Annotated in this window: 10 protein-coding genes; 5 read left to right on the plus strand and 5 right to left on the minus strand. The window is 73.2% G+C overall.

Annotated features, from left to right (window positions below; all coding sequences use genetic code 11):
* Nucleotides 1–77: 77 nt before the first annotated feature.
* On the minus strand, nt 78–2,723 hold the full coding sequence (gene acnA / locus KCH_RS13110) for an aconitate hydratase AcnA (RefSeq protein ID WP_035862800.1): 2,646 nt from the start codon (nt 2,721–2,723) through the stop codon (nt 78–80).
* Between the two features lie 305 nt (nt 2,724–3,028).
* Between acnA and KCH_RS13115 the strand changes: the two genes are divergently transcribed.
* The 4 genes from KCH_RS13115 to KCH_RS37240 all read left to right on the plus strand — a co-directional run bounded on the left by KCH_RS13115 (nt 3,029) and on the right by KCH_RS37240 (nt 5,636).
* Complete coding sequence (locus tag KCH_RS13115; RefSeq protein WP_051653020.1) at nt 3,029–3,547, plus strand: SigE family RNA polymerase sigma factor; 519 nt, start codon at nt 3,029–3,031, stop codon at nt 3,545–3,547.
* A 58-nt stretch (nt 3,548–3,605) separates the two neighbouring features.
* On the plus strand, nt 3,606–4,469 hold the full coding sequence (locus KCH_RS13120; protein ID WP_035862802.1) for a hypothetical protein: 864 nt from the start codon (nt 3,606–3,608) through the stop codon (nt 4,467–4,469).
* Between the two features lie 82 nt (nt 4,470–4,551).
* Nucleotides 4,552–4,956: a type II toxin-antitoxin system VapC family toxin gene (locus tag KCH_RS13125; protein ID WP_035862804.1), complete on the plus strand. Its 405-nt coding sequence runs from the start codon at nt 4,552–4,554 to the stop codon at nt 4,954–4,956.
* A 152-nt stretch (nt 4,957–5,108) separates the two neighbouring features.
* Nucleotides 5,109–5,636 (plus strand): hypothetical protein, encoded by a 528-nt coding sequence (locus tag KCH_RS37240; RefSeq protein WP_051653021.1) that lies wholly within the window; start codon nt 5,109–5,111, stop codon nt 5,634–5,636.
* A gap of 25 nt (nt 5,637–5,661) precedes the next feature.
* Here the strand turns inward: KCH_RS37240 and argF are convergent, their stop codons facing one another.
* The 3 genes from argF to KCH_RS39545 form a co-directional block, all read right to left on the minus strand.
* Nucleotides 5,662–6,663, minus strand: coding sequence for an ornithine carbamoyltransferase (gene argF / locus KCH_RS13135; RefSeq protein ID WP_035862807.1), 1,002 nt, complete (start codon nt 6,661–6,663; stop codon nt 5,662–5,664).
* A 136-nt stretch (nt 6,664–6,799) separates the two neighbouring features.
* Nucleotides 6,800–9,415, minus strand: coding sequence for a polynucleotide kinase-phosphatase (locus KCH_RS13140; protein WP_035862810.1), 2,616 nt, complete (start codon nt 9,413–9,415; stop codon nt 6,800–6,802).
* Nucleotides 9,412–11,121: a 3' terminal RNA ribose 2'-O-methyltransferase Hen1 gene (locus tag KCH_RS39545; protein WP_084223552.1), complete on the minus strand. Its 1,710-nt coding sequence runs from the start codon at nt 11,119–11,121 to the stop codon at nt 9,412–9,414. Before KCH_RS39545 ends, KCH_RS13140 begins: the two co-directional genes overlap by 4 nt.
* Before the next feature lie 101 nt (nt 11,122–11,222).
* Between KCH_RS39545 and dapD the strand changes: the two genes are divergently transcribed.
* Nucleotides 11,223–12,212, plus strand: a complete 990-nt coding sequence (gene dapD, locus KCH_RS13150; RefSeq protein WP_425268766.1) for a 2,3,4,5-tetrahydropyridine-2,6-dicarboxylate N-succinyltransferase — start codon at nt 11,223–11,225, stop codon at nt 12,210–12,212.
* 222 nt (nt 12,213–12,434) lie between these two features.
* On the opposite strand, the gene KCH_RS37245 is transcribed toward dapD, so the two are convergent.
* Nucleotides 12,435–13,286, minus strand: coding sequence for a DUF6099 family protein (locus KCH_RS37245; protein WP_051653022.1), 852 nt, complete (start codon nt 13,284–13,286; stop codon nt 12,435–12,437).
* Nucleotides 13,287–13,373: the final 87 nt, after the last annotated feature.

Genomic DNA, 13,373 nt, shown 5'->3' on the forward strand with positions numbered 1-13,373 from the left:
GGATGGCCGGATCCGTGCCAAGAAATGGCAAAGGCCGCACCGCCCCTCGCGGGACGGTGCGGCCTTCCGACGCTTCGTCAGCCGATCAGGCTGCGCAGCACGTACTGCAGGATGCCGCCGTTGCGGTAGTAGTCCGCCTCACCGGGGGTGTCGATGCGAACGACCGCGTCGAACTCGACGTCGCCGGCCTTGACCTTGACGGTCTTCGGGGTGCGGCCCTCGTTCAGCTCGGTGACACCGGTGAACTCGAAGGTCTCCTCGCCGGTCAGGCCCAGCGAGTCGGCGTTCTGGCCGGCCGGGAACTGCAGCGGCAGGACGCCCATGCCGATCAGGTTCGAGCGGTGGATGCGCTCGTAGGACTCGGCGATGACGGCCTTGACGCCGAGCAGCGCGGTGCCCTTGGCCGCCCAGTCGCGGGACGAGCCGGAGCCGTACTCCTTGCCGGCCAGGACCACCAGCGGGATGCCCGCGGCCTGGTAGTTCTGCGAGGCGTCGTAGATGAACGACACCGGCGCGTCGGCCTGGGTGAAGTCGCGGGTGTAGCCGCCCTCGGTGCCCGGCGCGATCTGGTTGCGCAGGCGGATGTTGGCGAAGGTGCCGCGGATCATGACCTCGTGGTTGCCACGGCGCGAGCCGTAGGAGTTGAAGTCACGCTTCTCCACACCGTGCTCGGTGAGGTACTGCGCCGCCGGGGTGCCCGGCTTGATGTTGCCGGCCGGGGAGATGTGGTCGGTGGTGACCGAGTCGCCCAGCTTGGCCAGGACGCGGGCGCCGGCGATGTCGGTCACCGGGCTCGGGGTCTTGGCCATGCCCTCGAAGTACGGGGGCTTCCGGACGTAGGTCGACTCGGCGTCCCACTCGAAGGTGTTGCCGGTCGGGACCGGGAGCGACTGCCAGCGGTGGTCGCCGGCGAAGACGTCCTGGTAGCCCTTGTCGAACATGGCCTCGTCGATGGAGCCGGCGACCGCGTTGGCGACCTCCTGCTCGGACGGCCAGATGTCGGCGAGGAACACGTCGTTGCCGTCCGCGTCCTGGCCCAGGGCGTCACGGGTGATGTCGATGTTCATGTTGCCGGCGAGGGCGTAGGCGACCACCAGCGGCGGGGACGCCAGGTAGTTCATCTTGACGTCCGGGTTGATCCGGCCCTCGAAGTTGCGGTTGCCGGAGAGCACCGACACGACCGCCAGGTCGGACTCGTTCACCGCGGCGGAGACCTCCTCGGGCAGCGGGCCCGAGTTGCCGATGCAGGTGACGCAGCCGTAGCCGACCAGGTTGAAGCCCAGCTTCTCCATGTACGGGAGCAGGCCGGCCTTCTCGTAGTAGTCCATGACGACCTTGGAGCCGGGCGCCAGGGTGGTCTTGACCCAGGGCTTGACGTGCAGGCCCTTCTCCACGGCCTTCTTCGCCAGCAGGGCGGCGCCCAGCATGACGGAGGGGTTGGAGGTGTTGGTGCAGGAGGTGATCGAGGCGATCACGACCGCGCCGTTGTCGATCTCGTAGGACGAGCCGTCGGGGGCGGTGACGGCGGTCGGCTTCGAGGCCTCGGCGGAGTAGGTCGGCAGCGCCTCGGCGAACTTCTCGGCGGCCTCGGCCAGCACCACGCGGTCCTGCGGGCGCTTCGGGCCGGAGATCGACGGGACGACGGTGGAGACGTCCAGCTCCAGGTACTCGGAGTAGACCGGCTCGACCGACGGGTCGTGCCAGAGGCCCTGCTCCTTGGCGTACGCCTCGACCAGGGCGAGCTGCTGCTCGTCGCGGCCGGTGAGCTTCAGGTAGTTGATGGTCTCGGCGTCGATCGGGAAGATCGCACAGGTCGAGCCGAACTCCGGCGACATGTTGCCGATGGTGGCGCGGTTCGCCAGCGGGATCGAGGTGACGCCCTCGCCGTAGAACTCGACGAACTTGCCGACCACACCGTGCTTGCGCAGCATCTCGGTGATGGTGAGCACCAGGTCGGTGGCGGTGGTGCCGGCCGGCAGCTGGCCGTTCAGCTTGAAGCCGACCACGCGCGGGATCAGCATCGAGACCGGCTGGCCCAGCATCGCGGCCTCGGCCTCGATGCCGCCGACGCCCCAGCCCAGCACGCCCAGGCCGTTGACCATGGTGGTGTGCGAGTCGGTGCCGACGCAGGTGTCCGGGTACGCCTGGCCGTTGCGCACCATGACGGTGCGGGCCAGGTGCTCGATGTTGACCTGGTGGACGATGCCGGTGCCGGGCGGGACGACCTTGAACTCGTCGAACGCGGTCTGGCCCCAGCGCAGGAACTGGTAGCGCTCCTTGTTGCGGCCGTACTCGATCTCGACGTTCTGGACGAAGGCGTCCGGGGTGCCGAACTTGTCGGCGATGACGGAGTGGTCGATGACCAGCTCGGCCGGCGCCAGCGGGTTGATCTTGGACGGGTCGCCGCCCAGCTCCTTCACGGCCTCGCGCATGGTGGCCAGGTCGACCACGCACGGCACGCCGGTGAAGTCCTGCATGATCACGCGGGCCGGGGTGAACTGGATCTCCTCGGACGGCTCGGCCGTCGGGTCCCAGCCGCCCAGGGCGCGGATGTGGTCGGCGGTGATGTTCGCGCCGTCCTCGGTGCGGAGCAGGTTCTCCAGCAGGACCTTGAGGCTGTACGGCAGCCGCTCGGAACCCTCGACGGCGGAGAGCTTGAAGATCTCGTACGACTCGTCGCCCACCTGCAGCGAGCTGCGGGCGTCGAAGCTGTTCGCGGACACGACTGACTCCTTCTTGGTCCACCCGGTGATAAGGTAAGCCTTAGCTAACCCGACTGCCGCCGCTTACCGGGCCGATGATGGAAGGCCCGCCGAATGCGGGACCTGCGCCTCTCGGCAAGTATCTTGACGTCAAGATAAAGTCTAACGCGGAATGTATCTCGATGTCGAGATAAACCATAGTGCATGGCTCCGTCCAAACTTCACCGGCACATCCTGTAACGCAACCGCAGCCCCGGCACGTCTGTCTTCAGTACCGGACGGCGCCGCGACCGGCCGGCGGACGCGGCACGTGACAAGGGGTGCGGATGGCGGTGGGGCGACGACGGGCCGAGGAGCGGCGCGAGTTCGAGGAGTTCGCGCACGCCCGCGGCACCGCGCTGTTCCGCACCGCCCTGCTGCTCTGCGGCGACTGGCACCTCGCCGAAGACCTCACCCAGACCGCGCTGGCCCGCATCTACGCCTCCTGGGGACGCGTCCGGCAGGCCGACAACACGGTCGCCTACGCCCGCACCGTGCTGCTCCGCTGCTACCTCTCCCACCGGCGGCTGCGCCGCAGCAGCGAGCTCCCCGGCCTGGACTTCCTCCCCGAACAGGCCGCCCCCGACCAGGACCCGGCCCTGCGCGTCGCCCTGCTCGCCGCGCTCGCCGAACTGCCGCCCAAGGACCGCGCCGTCCTGGTGCTGCGCTACTGGGAGGACCGCAGCGTCGAGGAGACCGCCGCCGAACTCCAGCTCTCCCCCGGCGCCGTCCGGGTCCGCGCCCTGCGCGCCCTCACCCGGCTGCGCCGCCGACTCGCCCCCCAACTGGACACCCTCGTCCCGTGACCGCGCCCCTCCCCACCACGACCCGACCCGCGGGCCGTCAGAAAGCGAGCGACCCCCGATGCCCGAGCAGGAGCTGAGCGACGTCTTCGAGCGGGCGGTCGGCGACGCCGCGCCCGACCTCGGCCTGCTCGTCACCGGGGCCACCGCCCGAGGCGACGCCATCCGGCTGCGCCGGCGGGCCACGCTCACCGGCGCGGTCGCCGCCGTCGCCGGACTGGCCGTCGCCGGCGGCCTGCTGCTGCACCCCGGGCCGCCCGCCACCGCCGTCTCGCCCGGCACCGGCGACCTCGGCGCCCCGCCGGCCTCCGCTGCCCCCTCGGTGCAGAGCACCCTGCCCTCCGACCGGGTGCCGCTGACCGGCTCCGCCGCGATGGTGACGCTCCGCGAGCTGCTCCGGCCCCAACTGGTCGTCGACAGCTGGGACGGCGACGGTTCCCCCTCGGACGCCGAGGTGCGCACCACGATCACCGTCCGCCTGCTCGACCGCGACAGCGGGCACACCGGCACCCTCCAGATCCGGGTGGCCTCGCCCCGACCGCAACAGCCACCCACCGGCGGCTTCGACTGCAAGGGGCACCCCGACACCGACCAGTGCGTGCCGATCAAGGGCAAGGACGGCGAGCGCGGCACGGTCTACCTCCGGCAGGACGAGTCGCAGCAGATCAGCTACCTGTCGGAGCTGGTCCGGCCCGACGACGTACAGATCCTCATGCTCGCCACCGGGACCGACGGGAACGAGCCGGTGGTGACCCGGGCCGAGATCTCGAACTGGGTGCTCAGCCCGGGCTGGCAGCCCGTCATCGACCGGAAGGCCGCCGAGGACGCCGCCCGGCGGATGGAGACCGACCCCGCGGTCAACCCCAAGCAGCGGCCGGACGCGAGGATCAAGGCGGCGGGCGCGTCCGCCGTCGCCACTCCGTAGCGGCGGCGCGGCGGTGGTCCTCCCGCAGCTCGGGCGGCCACCCGCGTGCCGGGGCGACGGGGCGGCGGGCTACCGTGGGCGGGTGATCGTGGTGGACGCTTCTGCGGTGGTGCTCTCGCTCGCCGACCAGGGACCGCGGGGGGCCGCGGCCCGGGCCGCGCTGGCCGCCGACCCGGACTGGGTCGCGCCCGAGCACGTGCTGATCGAGGTGATGCAGTCGCTGCGCGGCCTCTACCTCGCCAAGGAGGTCACCGCCGAGCAGGCGGCCGAAGTCGCCCGCCGACTGCCGGAGCTGACGATCCGCAAGGTGGAGATCGCCCCGCTGCTGGGCCGGATCTGGGAGCTCAAGGACAACCTCACGCCGGACGACGCCGCGTACGTCGCGGTCGCCGAGCACTGCGGCGCCCCGCTGATCACCGCCGACCTGCGGCTGATGCGCGCCAGCGGGCCGCGCTGCGAGATCCGCGGCATCACCGCCGCCGGCTGACGCCCCGCCGGATCCCCGCACCCGGACCTCTGCCCGACCGGGCGTTCTCGTACGGGTGACTGCGGGCCCGGCTGCGGCACGGCGGCGTGCGCGGCGGGGCGCGGGGCGGCCACCGTGGGCGTGTTCCCTGACGGCCCGTCGGAAGGTCCGCGATGCCCCTGTCCTCCGCCACCGGTGCGCTGCTGGTGCCGCTCGCCCTGCTGCCGATCGGCCCGCCCGAGATCCCCGCCGCGGCTCCCGACCAGGTGGTCGATGCCCCCTTCGACCGGGCGGACGGCATCGTCCCGGCCCGGGCGGTCACCCACGCCCCCGACCTGGTCCCGTACGGCGCGCAGGCGCGGGTCACCGTCCACCGGGCGGGCGGCCGGACCACCGTCTCGGTGGAGCTCACCGGGGCGGCCGCGTCGCACGAGTTCCCGGCGCACGTGCACACCGGCTACTGCGGCACCGACCCGGCGGCGTCCGGACCGCACTACCAGCAGGTGGCGGGCTCGGACGCCGCGGACAACGAGGTGCGGATGACGCTGCGCACCGACCCGGACGGGGCCGGGCGCGCCTCGGCGACCGTCCCGTGGGAGTTCCGCGCCGACGAGGCGCACTCGGTGGTGCTGCACGCCGGCCCCGGCGCCGGGGCGCACGCCGCCGCCGACCGGGCGGCCTGCGTGGACGTCGACTTCTGAGCCCGCTCCGGCTGCTGACCCGGGGTCAGGAGCCGAGGGTGGCCACCATCACGGCCTTGATGGTGTGCAGGCGGTTCTCGGCCTGGTCGAAGACCACGGAGTGCGCCGACTCGAAGAGCTCGTCGGTGCACTCCAGCTCGGCCATGCCGGTCAGCTCGAACATCTGCCGGCCCACCTCGGTGCCGAGGTCGTGGTACGCGGGCAGGCAGTGCAGGAACTTGACCGCCGGGTTGCCGGTGGCGCGCACCGTGTCCATCGAGACCTGGTAGGGCTTCAGCAGCGCGATGCGCTCCGCCCAGACCTCCTTGGGCTCGCCCATCGACACCCACACGTCGGTGTACAGGAAGTCCGCGCCGGCCACGCCCGCCGCGACGTCCTCGGTCAGGGTGATCCGGGCGCCGCTGGTCTCGGCCAGCGCGTGGGCGGCCTTCTGCACGTCGTCGGCGGGCCAGAGCCGAGCGGGGGCGACGATCCGGATGTCCATGCCCAGCAGCGCGCCGGTGACCAGCAGCGAGTTGCCCATGTTGGAGCGGGCGTCGCCGAGGTAGACCAGGGTGGTCTCGGCGAGCGGCTTGGTGGAGTGCTCCTGGACCGTGAGCACGTCGGCCAGCATCTGGGTCGGGTGCCACTCGTCGGTCAGGCCGTTCCAGACCGGGACGCCGGCGTGCGCGGCCAGCTCCTCGACGATCGCCTGGCCGTCGCCCCGGTACTCGATGCCGTCGAACATCCGGCCCAGCACCCGGGCGGTGTCCTTGATCGACTCCTTGTGGCCCATCTGCGAGCCGGCCGGGTCCAGGTAGGTGGTGGACGCGCCCTGGTCGTGGGCCGCCACCTCGAACGCGCACCGGGTGCGGGTGGAGGTCTTGGCGAAGATCAGGGCGATGTTCTTGCCCCGCAGCCGCGGCTGCTCGGTACCGGCGTACTTGGCGGCCTTCAACTGCGCGGCGAGGTCGACCAGGTGGCGGAACTCCTGGGGAGTGAAGTCGAGCTCCTTGAGGAAGTGCCTGTTCCGGAGGTTGAACGCCATACCGGTCTCCTGGGTCGGTCAACGGACTGAGACGGGAAGTGTATACGAGTGATGGAATAGTCATGCAAACGCCCGGCCGGGGACCGCCGTCCTGGCGGCCCCGGCCGGGCGCGCTGCCCCGCCGGTCACCCGCCGGTCACAGCCGGGGGTCGACCGGCTCCGACTCCAGGGCCAGCACGGCGAACACCGCCTCGTGCACCCGCCAGAGCGGCTCGCCGGCCGCCAGCCGGTCCAGCGCCTCCAGGCCGAGCGCGTACTCGCGCAGGGCGAGGGAGCGCTTGTGACCGAGGGAGCGCTGCTTCAGCCGGTCCAACTGCCGGGTGTAGTCCGGGCCGTAGATGATCCGCAGGTACTCGCGGCCGCGGACCTTCAGGCCGGGCTGGCCCAGCCGCCCGGTGGCGTCCCGGTGCGGAGCCTCGACCGGCTTGACGACGACGCCCTCGCCGCCCGCGCCGGTCAGCTCCTCCCACCAGGCCACGGCGGCGGCCACCGAGGACTCGTCCTCCGTGTCGACCAGCATCCGCCCGGTGCGGTGCAGCACCTGGGCAGCGCCCGCCTCCTCGGCCTGCTGCCGGTCGGCGGCCACCAGCCGGTCGATCAGGTCGAGGTGCTCGGTGTGCGGGCGCAGCGCCAGGTTGGCGCCCTCGGCGGCGAGCAGCTGGAACGGGGCCAGCCGGATGCCGTCGAGCCCCTCGGTCGGCCAGCAGTAGCGCCGGTACGCCTCGGTGAAGGCCAGCGCGTCGGCGGCGCGCTCCTGCTGGCGGTCCGTCAGCTCCGCCACGTCCAGGCCGCGGGCGGCGGCCGCGGCGAGGGCGTCGATCGCAGCGGGCAGGGCGGCGCCGGCGGCCGCGCCGACCGCGGCGTACTGGCGGCGCAGCAGTTCGACGGCCTTCAGCGACCAGGGCATCAGCTCGGCGTCCAGTAGCAGCCAGCCGGTGCCGAGTTCCTCGAACAGGCCGGCCCGCTCGGCGGCGGAGCGCAGCCGGTCGAGGATCGCGCCGGTGAGCTGCTCGTCGGAGAGGAAGGCGCGGCCGGTCCTGGTCCAGATCGCGCCCGGGCCGGGCAGGCCGAAGCGCCGGTCCAGGGCGGCGTCGTCCCGGGCGGCCAGGACGACGGCGCGCGAGCCCATGTGCTTCTCCTCGCAGATCACCTGCCGCATCCCGTCGTGCCGGTAGGCGAGGAACGCCTCCTCGGGGTGCTCCAGGAAGCCTTCGCGGCGGGACGTCGGCGAGGGCGCCATGGTCGGCGGCAGGTAGGCGAGCAGCCGCGGGTCGAGCGCGAAGCGGCTCATCACCTCCAGCGCGGCGGCGGCGTTCTCCTCCCGGACGGCGACGTTGCCGAGCCGGGCGGTCTCCACCACGCGGCGGCCGGCCACGTCGGCGAGGTCCAGCGGACGGCCCTCCCGGCCGCCGGGCGCGTCCGCGCGCAGCGGGCGGACCGGCTCGTACCACTCCTGCTCGGCCGGGACGGCGACGATCTCCCGCTCCGGGTAGCGCAGCGCGGTGAGGCTGCCGCCGAAGACGCAGCCGGTGTCCAGGCAGATGGTGTTGTTGAGGAAGCTGGCCACCGGCACCGGGGTGTGGCCGTAGACCACCAGGGCGCGGCCGCGGTACTCCTCGGCCCACGGGTAGCGCACCGGCAGGCCGTACTCGTCGGTCTCGCCGGTGGTGTCGCCGTACAGCGCGTGCGAGCGGACCTTGCCGGAGGCCCGGCCGTGGAACCTCTCTGGCAGGCCGGCGTGGCAGACCACCAGCGCGCCGCCGTCGAGCAGGTAGTGGCTGACCAGGCCGCGCATGAACTCCCGCACCCGGGCCCGGAACTCGTCGCTCTCGGCGGACAGCTGGTCGATCGACTCCTGCAGGCCGTGCGAGACGGTGACCTTGCGGCCGCCCATCCAGCGGCCGAGCTTGTTCTCGTGGTTGCCGGGGACGCAGAGGGCGTGGCCGGACTCGACCATGCCCATCACCAGGCGCAGCACGCCCGGGGTGTCCGGGCCGCGGTCGACCAGGTCGCCGACGAAGACCGCGGTGCGGCCCTCGGGGTGCGCGGCGTCCACGGCGCGGCCCTGCTCGTCGCGGACGAGCGCGTAGCCGAGCCGGCCGAGCAGGGTCTCCAGCTCGGAGCGGCAGCCGTGGATGTCGCCGACGATGTCGAACGGGCCGGTCAGGTGCCGCAGGTCGTTGTAGCGCTTCTCCGGGACGATCTCGGCGCGCTCGATCTCCTCGACCCCGCGCAGCACGTGCACCTTGCGGAAGCCCTCGCGCTCCAGGCCGCGCAAGGAGCGACGCAGGTCGCGCTGGTGACGGGGTATCACGTGCGGCGGCAGCTGCCGGTCCGGCCTGGCCCGGTTGCGTTCGGCGCACACCTCGCCGGGGACGTCCAGCACGATGGCGATCGGCAGCACGTGGTGCTCGCGGGCGATCGCGACCAGCGCCCGGCGGGCGTCCTGCTGGACGTTGGTGGCGTCGACCACGGTGAGCCGGCCGGCCGCGAGCCGCTTGCCGACGATGTAGTGCAGCACGTCGAACGCGTCGGCGGAGGCGGACTGGTCGTTCTCGTCGTCGGAGACCAGGCCGCGGCAGTAGTCCGAGGAGATCACCTGGGTGGGCAGGAAGTGCTTCCGGGCGAAGGTCGACTTGCCGGAGCCGGTACTGCCGATCAGCACGACCAGCGAGACGTCGGTGACGGGGAGGCGCCGGGCGCGCGGGGTGCCGGACTCCGGGGTCCCGACCTCCGGGGTTTCCGTGGTCATCGGTTGGCGCTCCCTTCCAGGGCGGGGTCGTTCGACGGGCTGTCGGTGCGGTCGGCGATTGCTGCCGCGGCGGCGGTTGCTGCTGCCGCGGCGGTAACGGGTTCGGTGCCGGTAACGGGTTCGGCGGTGGTGGCGGGCTCGGCGAGGCGGAAGTGGGCGAGCTGGGTGGGCGCGCCGACCTCGGGGTCGACCGGGCCGACCGGCTCGAACGCGACCGTGTAGCCGTAGCCGTCGGCCACCTGCTCGGCCCAGGCGGTGAACTCGGCGCGGCTCCACTCGAAGCGGTGGTCGCCGTGCCGCAGGTGCCCGGCGGGCAGGCTCTCCCAGCGCACGTTGTACTCGGCGTTCGGCGTGGTGACCACGACGGCGGCGGGGCGGGCCGCGCCGAACACGGCGTACTCCAGCGCGGGCAGCCGGGGCAGGTCGAGGTGCTCGATCACCTCGCACAGCACGGCCGCGTCGTAGCCCTTCAGCCGGGCGTCGGTGTACGTCAGTGCGCCCTGGACCAGCCGCACCCGGCTGGCCTGACGCTCCGACATCCGGTCCAGGCGCAGCCGGCGCGCGGCGATCGTCAGCGCCCGGGAGGACACGTCGACGCCGAGCACCTCGGACACCCGGGGCTCCTTGAGCAGCGCACCGACCAACTCGCCCTGCCCACAGCCCAGGTCGAGCACCCGGGCGGCGCCGGTGCGGGCCAGCGCAGCCAGGATCGCCGTCCGCCGCTGGGAGGCCAGCGACTCGCTGCGCCCGGCGTCGCCGTCGGCCGGCTCGGAGGCGACGGCTTCGGCGGAGCCTCCCGGCACCGGCTCCTCGGCTGCCTGCGGCGGAGTTGACGCCGCGTCGGCCGCGAGGGCGGTGGTCGTCGGGTCGGTGTCGGTCACCTCCTCCGGGGTGTCGGGGACGGCGTTGTCGAGTTCCTCGGCCTCGCGGTCGTCAGCCTCGGCCAGTCGGGCCATGGCGAGGCGTTCCATCGCTAGCCTGGTCAGCGACCAGCGGCGGGACAGGTAGCGACGGGCGATCAGGGCCCGTTCGGGGTGGTCGGCCAGCCAGCCCTGACCGGCCGCCAGCAGCTTGTCGACCTCGTCGGGCGCGACCCAGTAGTGCTTGGCGCCGTCCAGCACCGGCAGCAGCACGTACAGGTGCTGGAGCGCGTCGGCGAGCCGCAGGGTGCCGGTGAGTTCGAGCCGCACGTACCGGGAGTCGCCCCACTCGGGGAAGGACTCGTCCAGCGGGACGGGCGTGGCTTCGACCTGCCAGCCCAGCGGGGCGAACAGCCGCTCCACCAGGGCCGGCCCGTCGCCGGCCACCGGGACGGCGGGCAGTTCGATCCGCAACGGCAGGGCGCGGCCGGGCAGTTCGGGGCGGTGCGTGCACTCGCCCTTCATCGCGGACCGGAACACCGTGCGCAGCGCCACCGCGAGCAGCGAGGACGCGGCGTACGGCCGGTCGTTGACGTACTCGGCGAGCGCGAGGTCGGGCGATCCGGAGCGGCCCTTGCCGCGGCCGTGCCGCAGCAGCGCCGCGGGGTCGACCTCCAGCAGCAGCGCGGCGGTGCACGTCCGTTCCCCGGACTCGGGGTAGAAGACGTGCGCGGTTCCGTGCGCGGTGGGGAAGCGCTGCACCTTGTCGGGGTGCTTGTGCAGCAGGAAGCCCAGGTCGGAGGCAGGATGCTCGGCTGCGCCGGTGGTGGAGATCGATACGAACACCCGGTCGAGTATGGCCGGAGGGGTTGTCCGGGGGCATCAGGTTTTGTCCGTCCGGTGAGCGTGTTGGTCAGCCCTTGCCCCGATTGGTTAACGTGCGGGATGTGACTGCTGAGACCTCCACTTCCGCAAGCGGTGCGGTGGCCGCCGGCCTGGCGACCATCGCCGCCGACGGCACCGTCCTCGACACCTGGTTCCCCGCGCCCGAACTGGCCGCCTCCCCCGGCCCGTCGGGCACTGTCCGGCTGAGCGCCGAGGAGGCCGAGCGGGCGCTCGGCCCGGGCGCCGCCGAGGCGCTGCGCGCCGACGGGCGGCGCGGCGTCGAGGTGGTGGCGGTGCGCACCGTGATCTCCTCGCTGGACGAGAAGCCGCTGGACGCGCACGACGTCTACCTGCGGCTGCACCTGCTCTCCTCCCGTCTGGTGAAGCCGCACGGCCAGAACCTGGACGGCATCTTCGGCCTGCTGGCGAACGTCGCCTGGACGTCGATCGGCCCGGTGCCGGTCGGCAACGTCGAGCAGGCCCGGCTGGCGGTGCGCGCCCAGGGCGGGCAGCTCGCCGTGTACGGCATCGACAAGTTCCCGCGGATGACCGACTACGTGACGCCGAGCGGGGTGCGCGTCGCGCACGCCGACCGGGTCCGCCTGGGCGCGCACCTGGCCGAGGGCACCACCGTGATGCACGAGGGCTTCGTCAACTTCAACGCGGGCACCCTGGGCACCTCGATGGTCGAGGGCCGGATCAGCGCGGGAGTCGTGGTCGGCGACCACAGCGACATCGGCGGCGGCGCGTCGATCATGGGCACCCTGTCCGGCGGCGGCAAGCAGGTCGTCTCGGTGGGCGAGCGCTGCCTGCTGGGCGCCAACGCCGGCATCGGCATCTCGCTGGGCAACGACTGCGTGGTGGAGGCGGGCCTGTACGTCACCGCCGGCACCCGCGTCACCGCCCCGGACGGCACCGTGGCGAAGGCGGTGGAGCTGTCCGGCCAGGACAACCTGCTGTTCCGCCGCAACTCGCAGTCCGGCGCGGTCGAGGTGATCGCCCGGACCGGCTCGTGGGGCGGTCTGAACGCGGATCTGCACGCGCACAACTGATCTCCTTCCCGGTCCGGTCCGGTCGGCGGTCGCACCGCGGCCGCTGCGGTGGTCCGGGTGCGCCCTCCCCCCGCTCGGCGCTGTAGCCGAGCGGGGGCCGGGCTCGCAAACTCGGCTCACCCCTGGGGCTTACCGCGCGCGGGGGTTGGCCCGCTACGGGTGGTCCGGGGTGACCGCGCGCGGCGGGGACTCGTTGGACGGGCGGCGTCGACACCCGGCGCTTCACACCGCACCACCGAGCTGAAGGGGCCCCCTCATGTCCGAGCCCTGGACCGAGCCGCCCGCACCGGGCACCGCCACGGGCGGCGCGCCCGTCACCACCAAGTCGCTGCTGGAGCAGATGCAGGAGCTGCTCGCCTCGATCAACACCGACCTGGCCGGACTCGACTCCGACCTGCGGGAGTCCGAGCCGCGCAGCGGGCCGGACGGCTCCGCCCTCGGCTGAGCGCAGGAGGCCGGAATCGGCGGGCCCAGCGGGACCACGAGCCTCGGCTCGCCCCGCCGGGCCCCGCCCGGCGGCGCGCCGCCCTCCGGCACCGCTCCGCCCCCGGGCACGGCCCCGCTCCCCGCCGGCCCAACTGCCGTCTCCGCGCCGTCCGGTGACGTTCCGTCGCCGGTCGCCAGCCGCTGCTCGCGCAGCAACTCGGCCACCAGGTCGCGGCATTCGGAGTTCGCGTCGAGCCCGTCGATGCAGCTCCAGTACAGGCTCTCGGTGTCGGCGCCGCAGGCCAGCACCACCAGATTCTCGCCGGCCTCCTCCAGCAGCCCGGCGAGCTCCACCAGCACCGGTTCCAGCTCACCGAGTTCGGTGAGCCGCCCGACCGGCGCGGGTGCGGGCCCGGGCCCGTCGGGGTCGGCCCGGCCCGTCTGCCGCAGGCAGCTCGCGGTGTGCGCGCCGGCCTCGGACAGCAACTGCCCGAGGGTGGCGAACTCCTCGCCCTCGAGGTCGGCGATCCGCGCCCCGACGGCCTCGGTGACCAGCCCGGACTGCCGGGCCCCGTGCAGGATGTCCGCCGTGGCCCGGGCCTCGGCCAGGTCGTGCCGGACGGCCTTGATCAGTCGCAGTGCCTCCACGGTGTGCTCCCCTCGTTCCCGCCGCCGTCCGTCGGCGGTCGGTCAGGGGCTCAGCGTGCCGCCGCCGGCCGGGCGTTCCCAGCGGAT

Source organism: Kitasatospora cheerisanensis KCTC 2395, assembly GCF_000696185.1.
In the GTDB taxonomy this organism is placed as follows: domain Bacteria; phylum Actinomycetota; class Actinomycetes; order Streptomycetales; family Streptomycetaceae; genus Kitasatospora; species Kitasatospora cheerisanensis.

Coding starts and splice junctions, on each gene's coding strand:
- KCH_RS13115 (WP_051653020.1), top strand. CDS start 3,029: ATGGCGGTGGGGCGACGACGGGCCGAGGAGCGGCGCGAGTTCGAGGAG.
- KCH_RS13120 (WP_035862802.1), top strand. CDS start 3,606: ATGCCCGAGCAGGAGCTGAGCGACGTCTTCGAGCGGGCGGTCGGCGAC.
- KCH_RS37240 (WP_051653021.1), top strand. CDS start 5,109: ATGCCCCTGTCCTCCGCCACCGGTGCGCTGCTGGTGCCGCTCGCCCTG.
- argF (WP_035862807.1), bottom strand. CDS start 6,663: ATGGCGTTCAACCTCCGGAACAGGCACTTCCTCAAGGAGCTCGACTTC.
- KCH_RS13140 (WP_035862810.1), bottom strand. CDS start 9,415: ATGACCACGGAAACCCCGGAGGTCGGGACCCCGGAGTCCGGCACCCCG.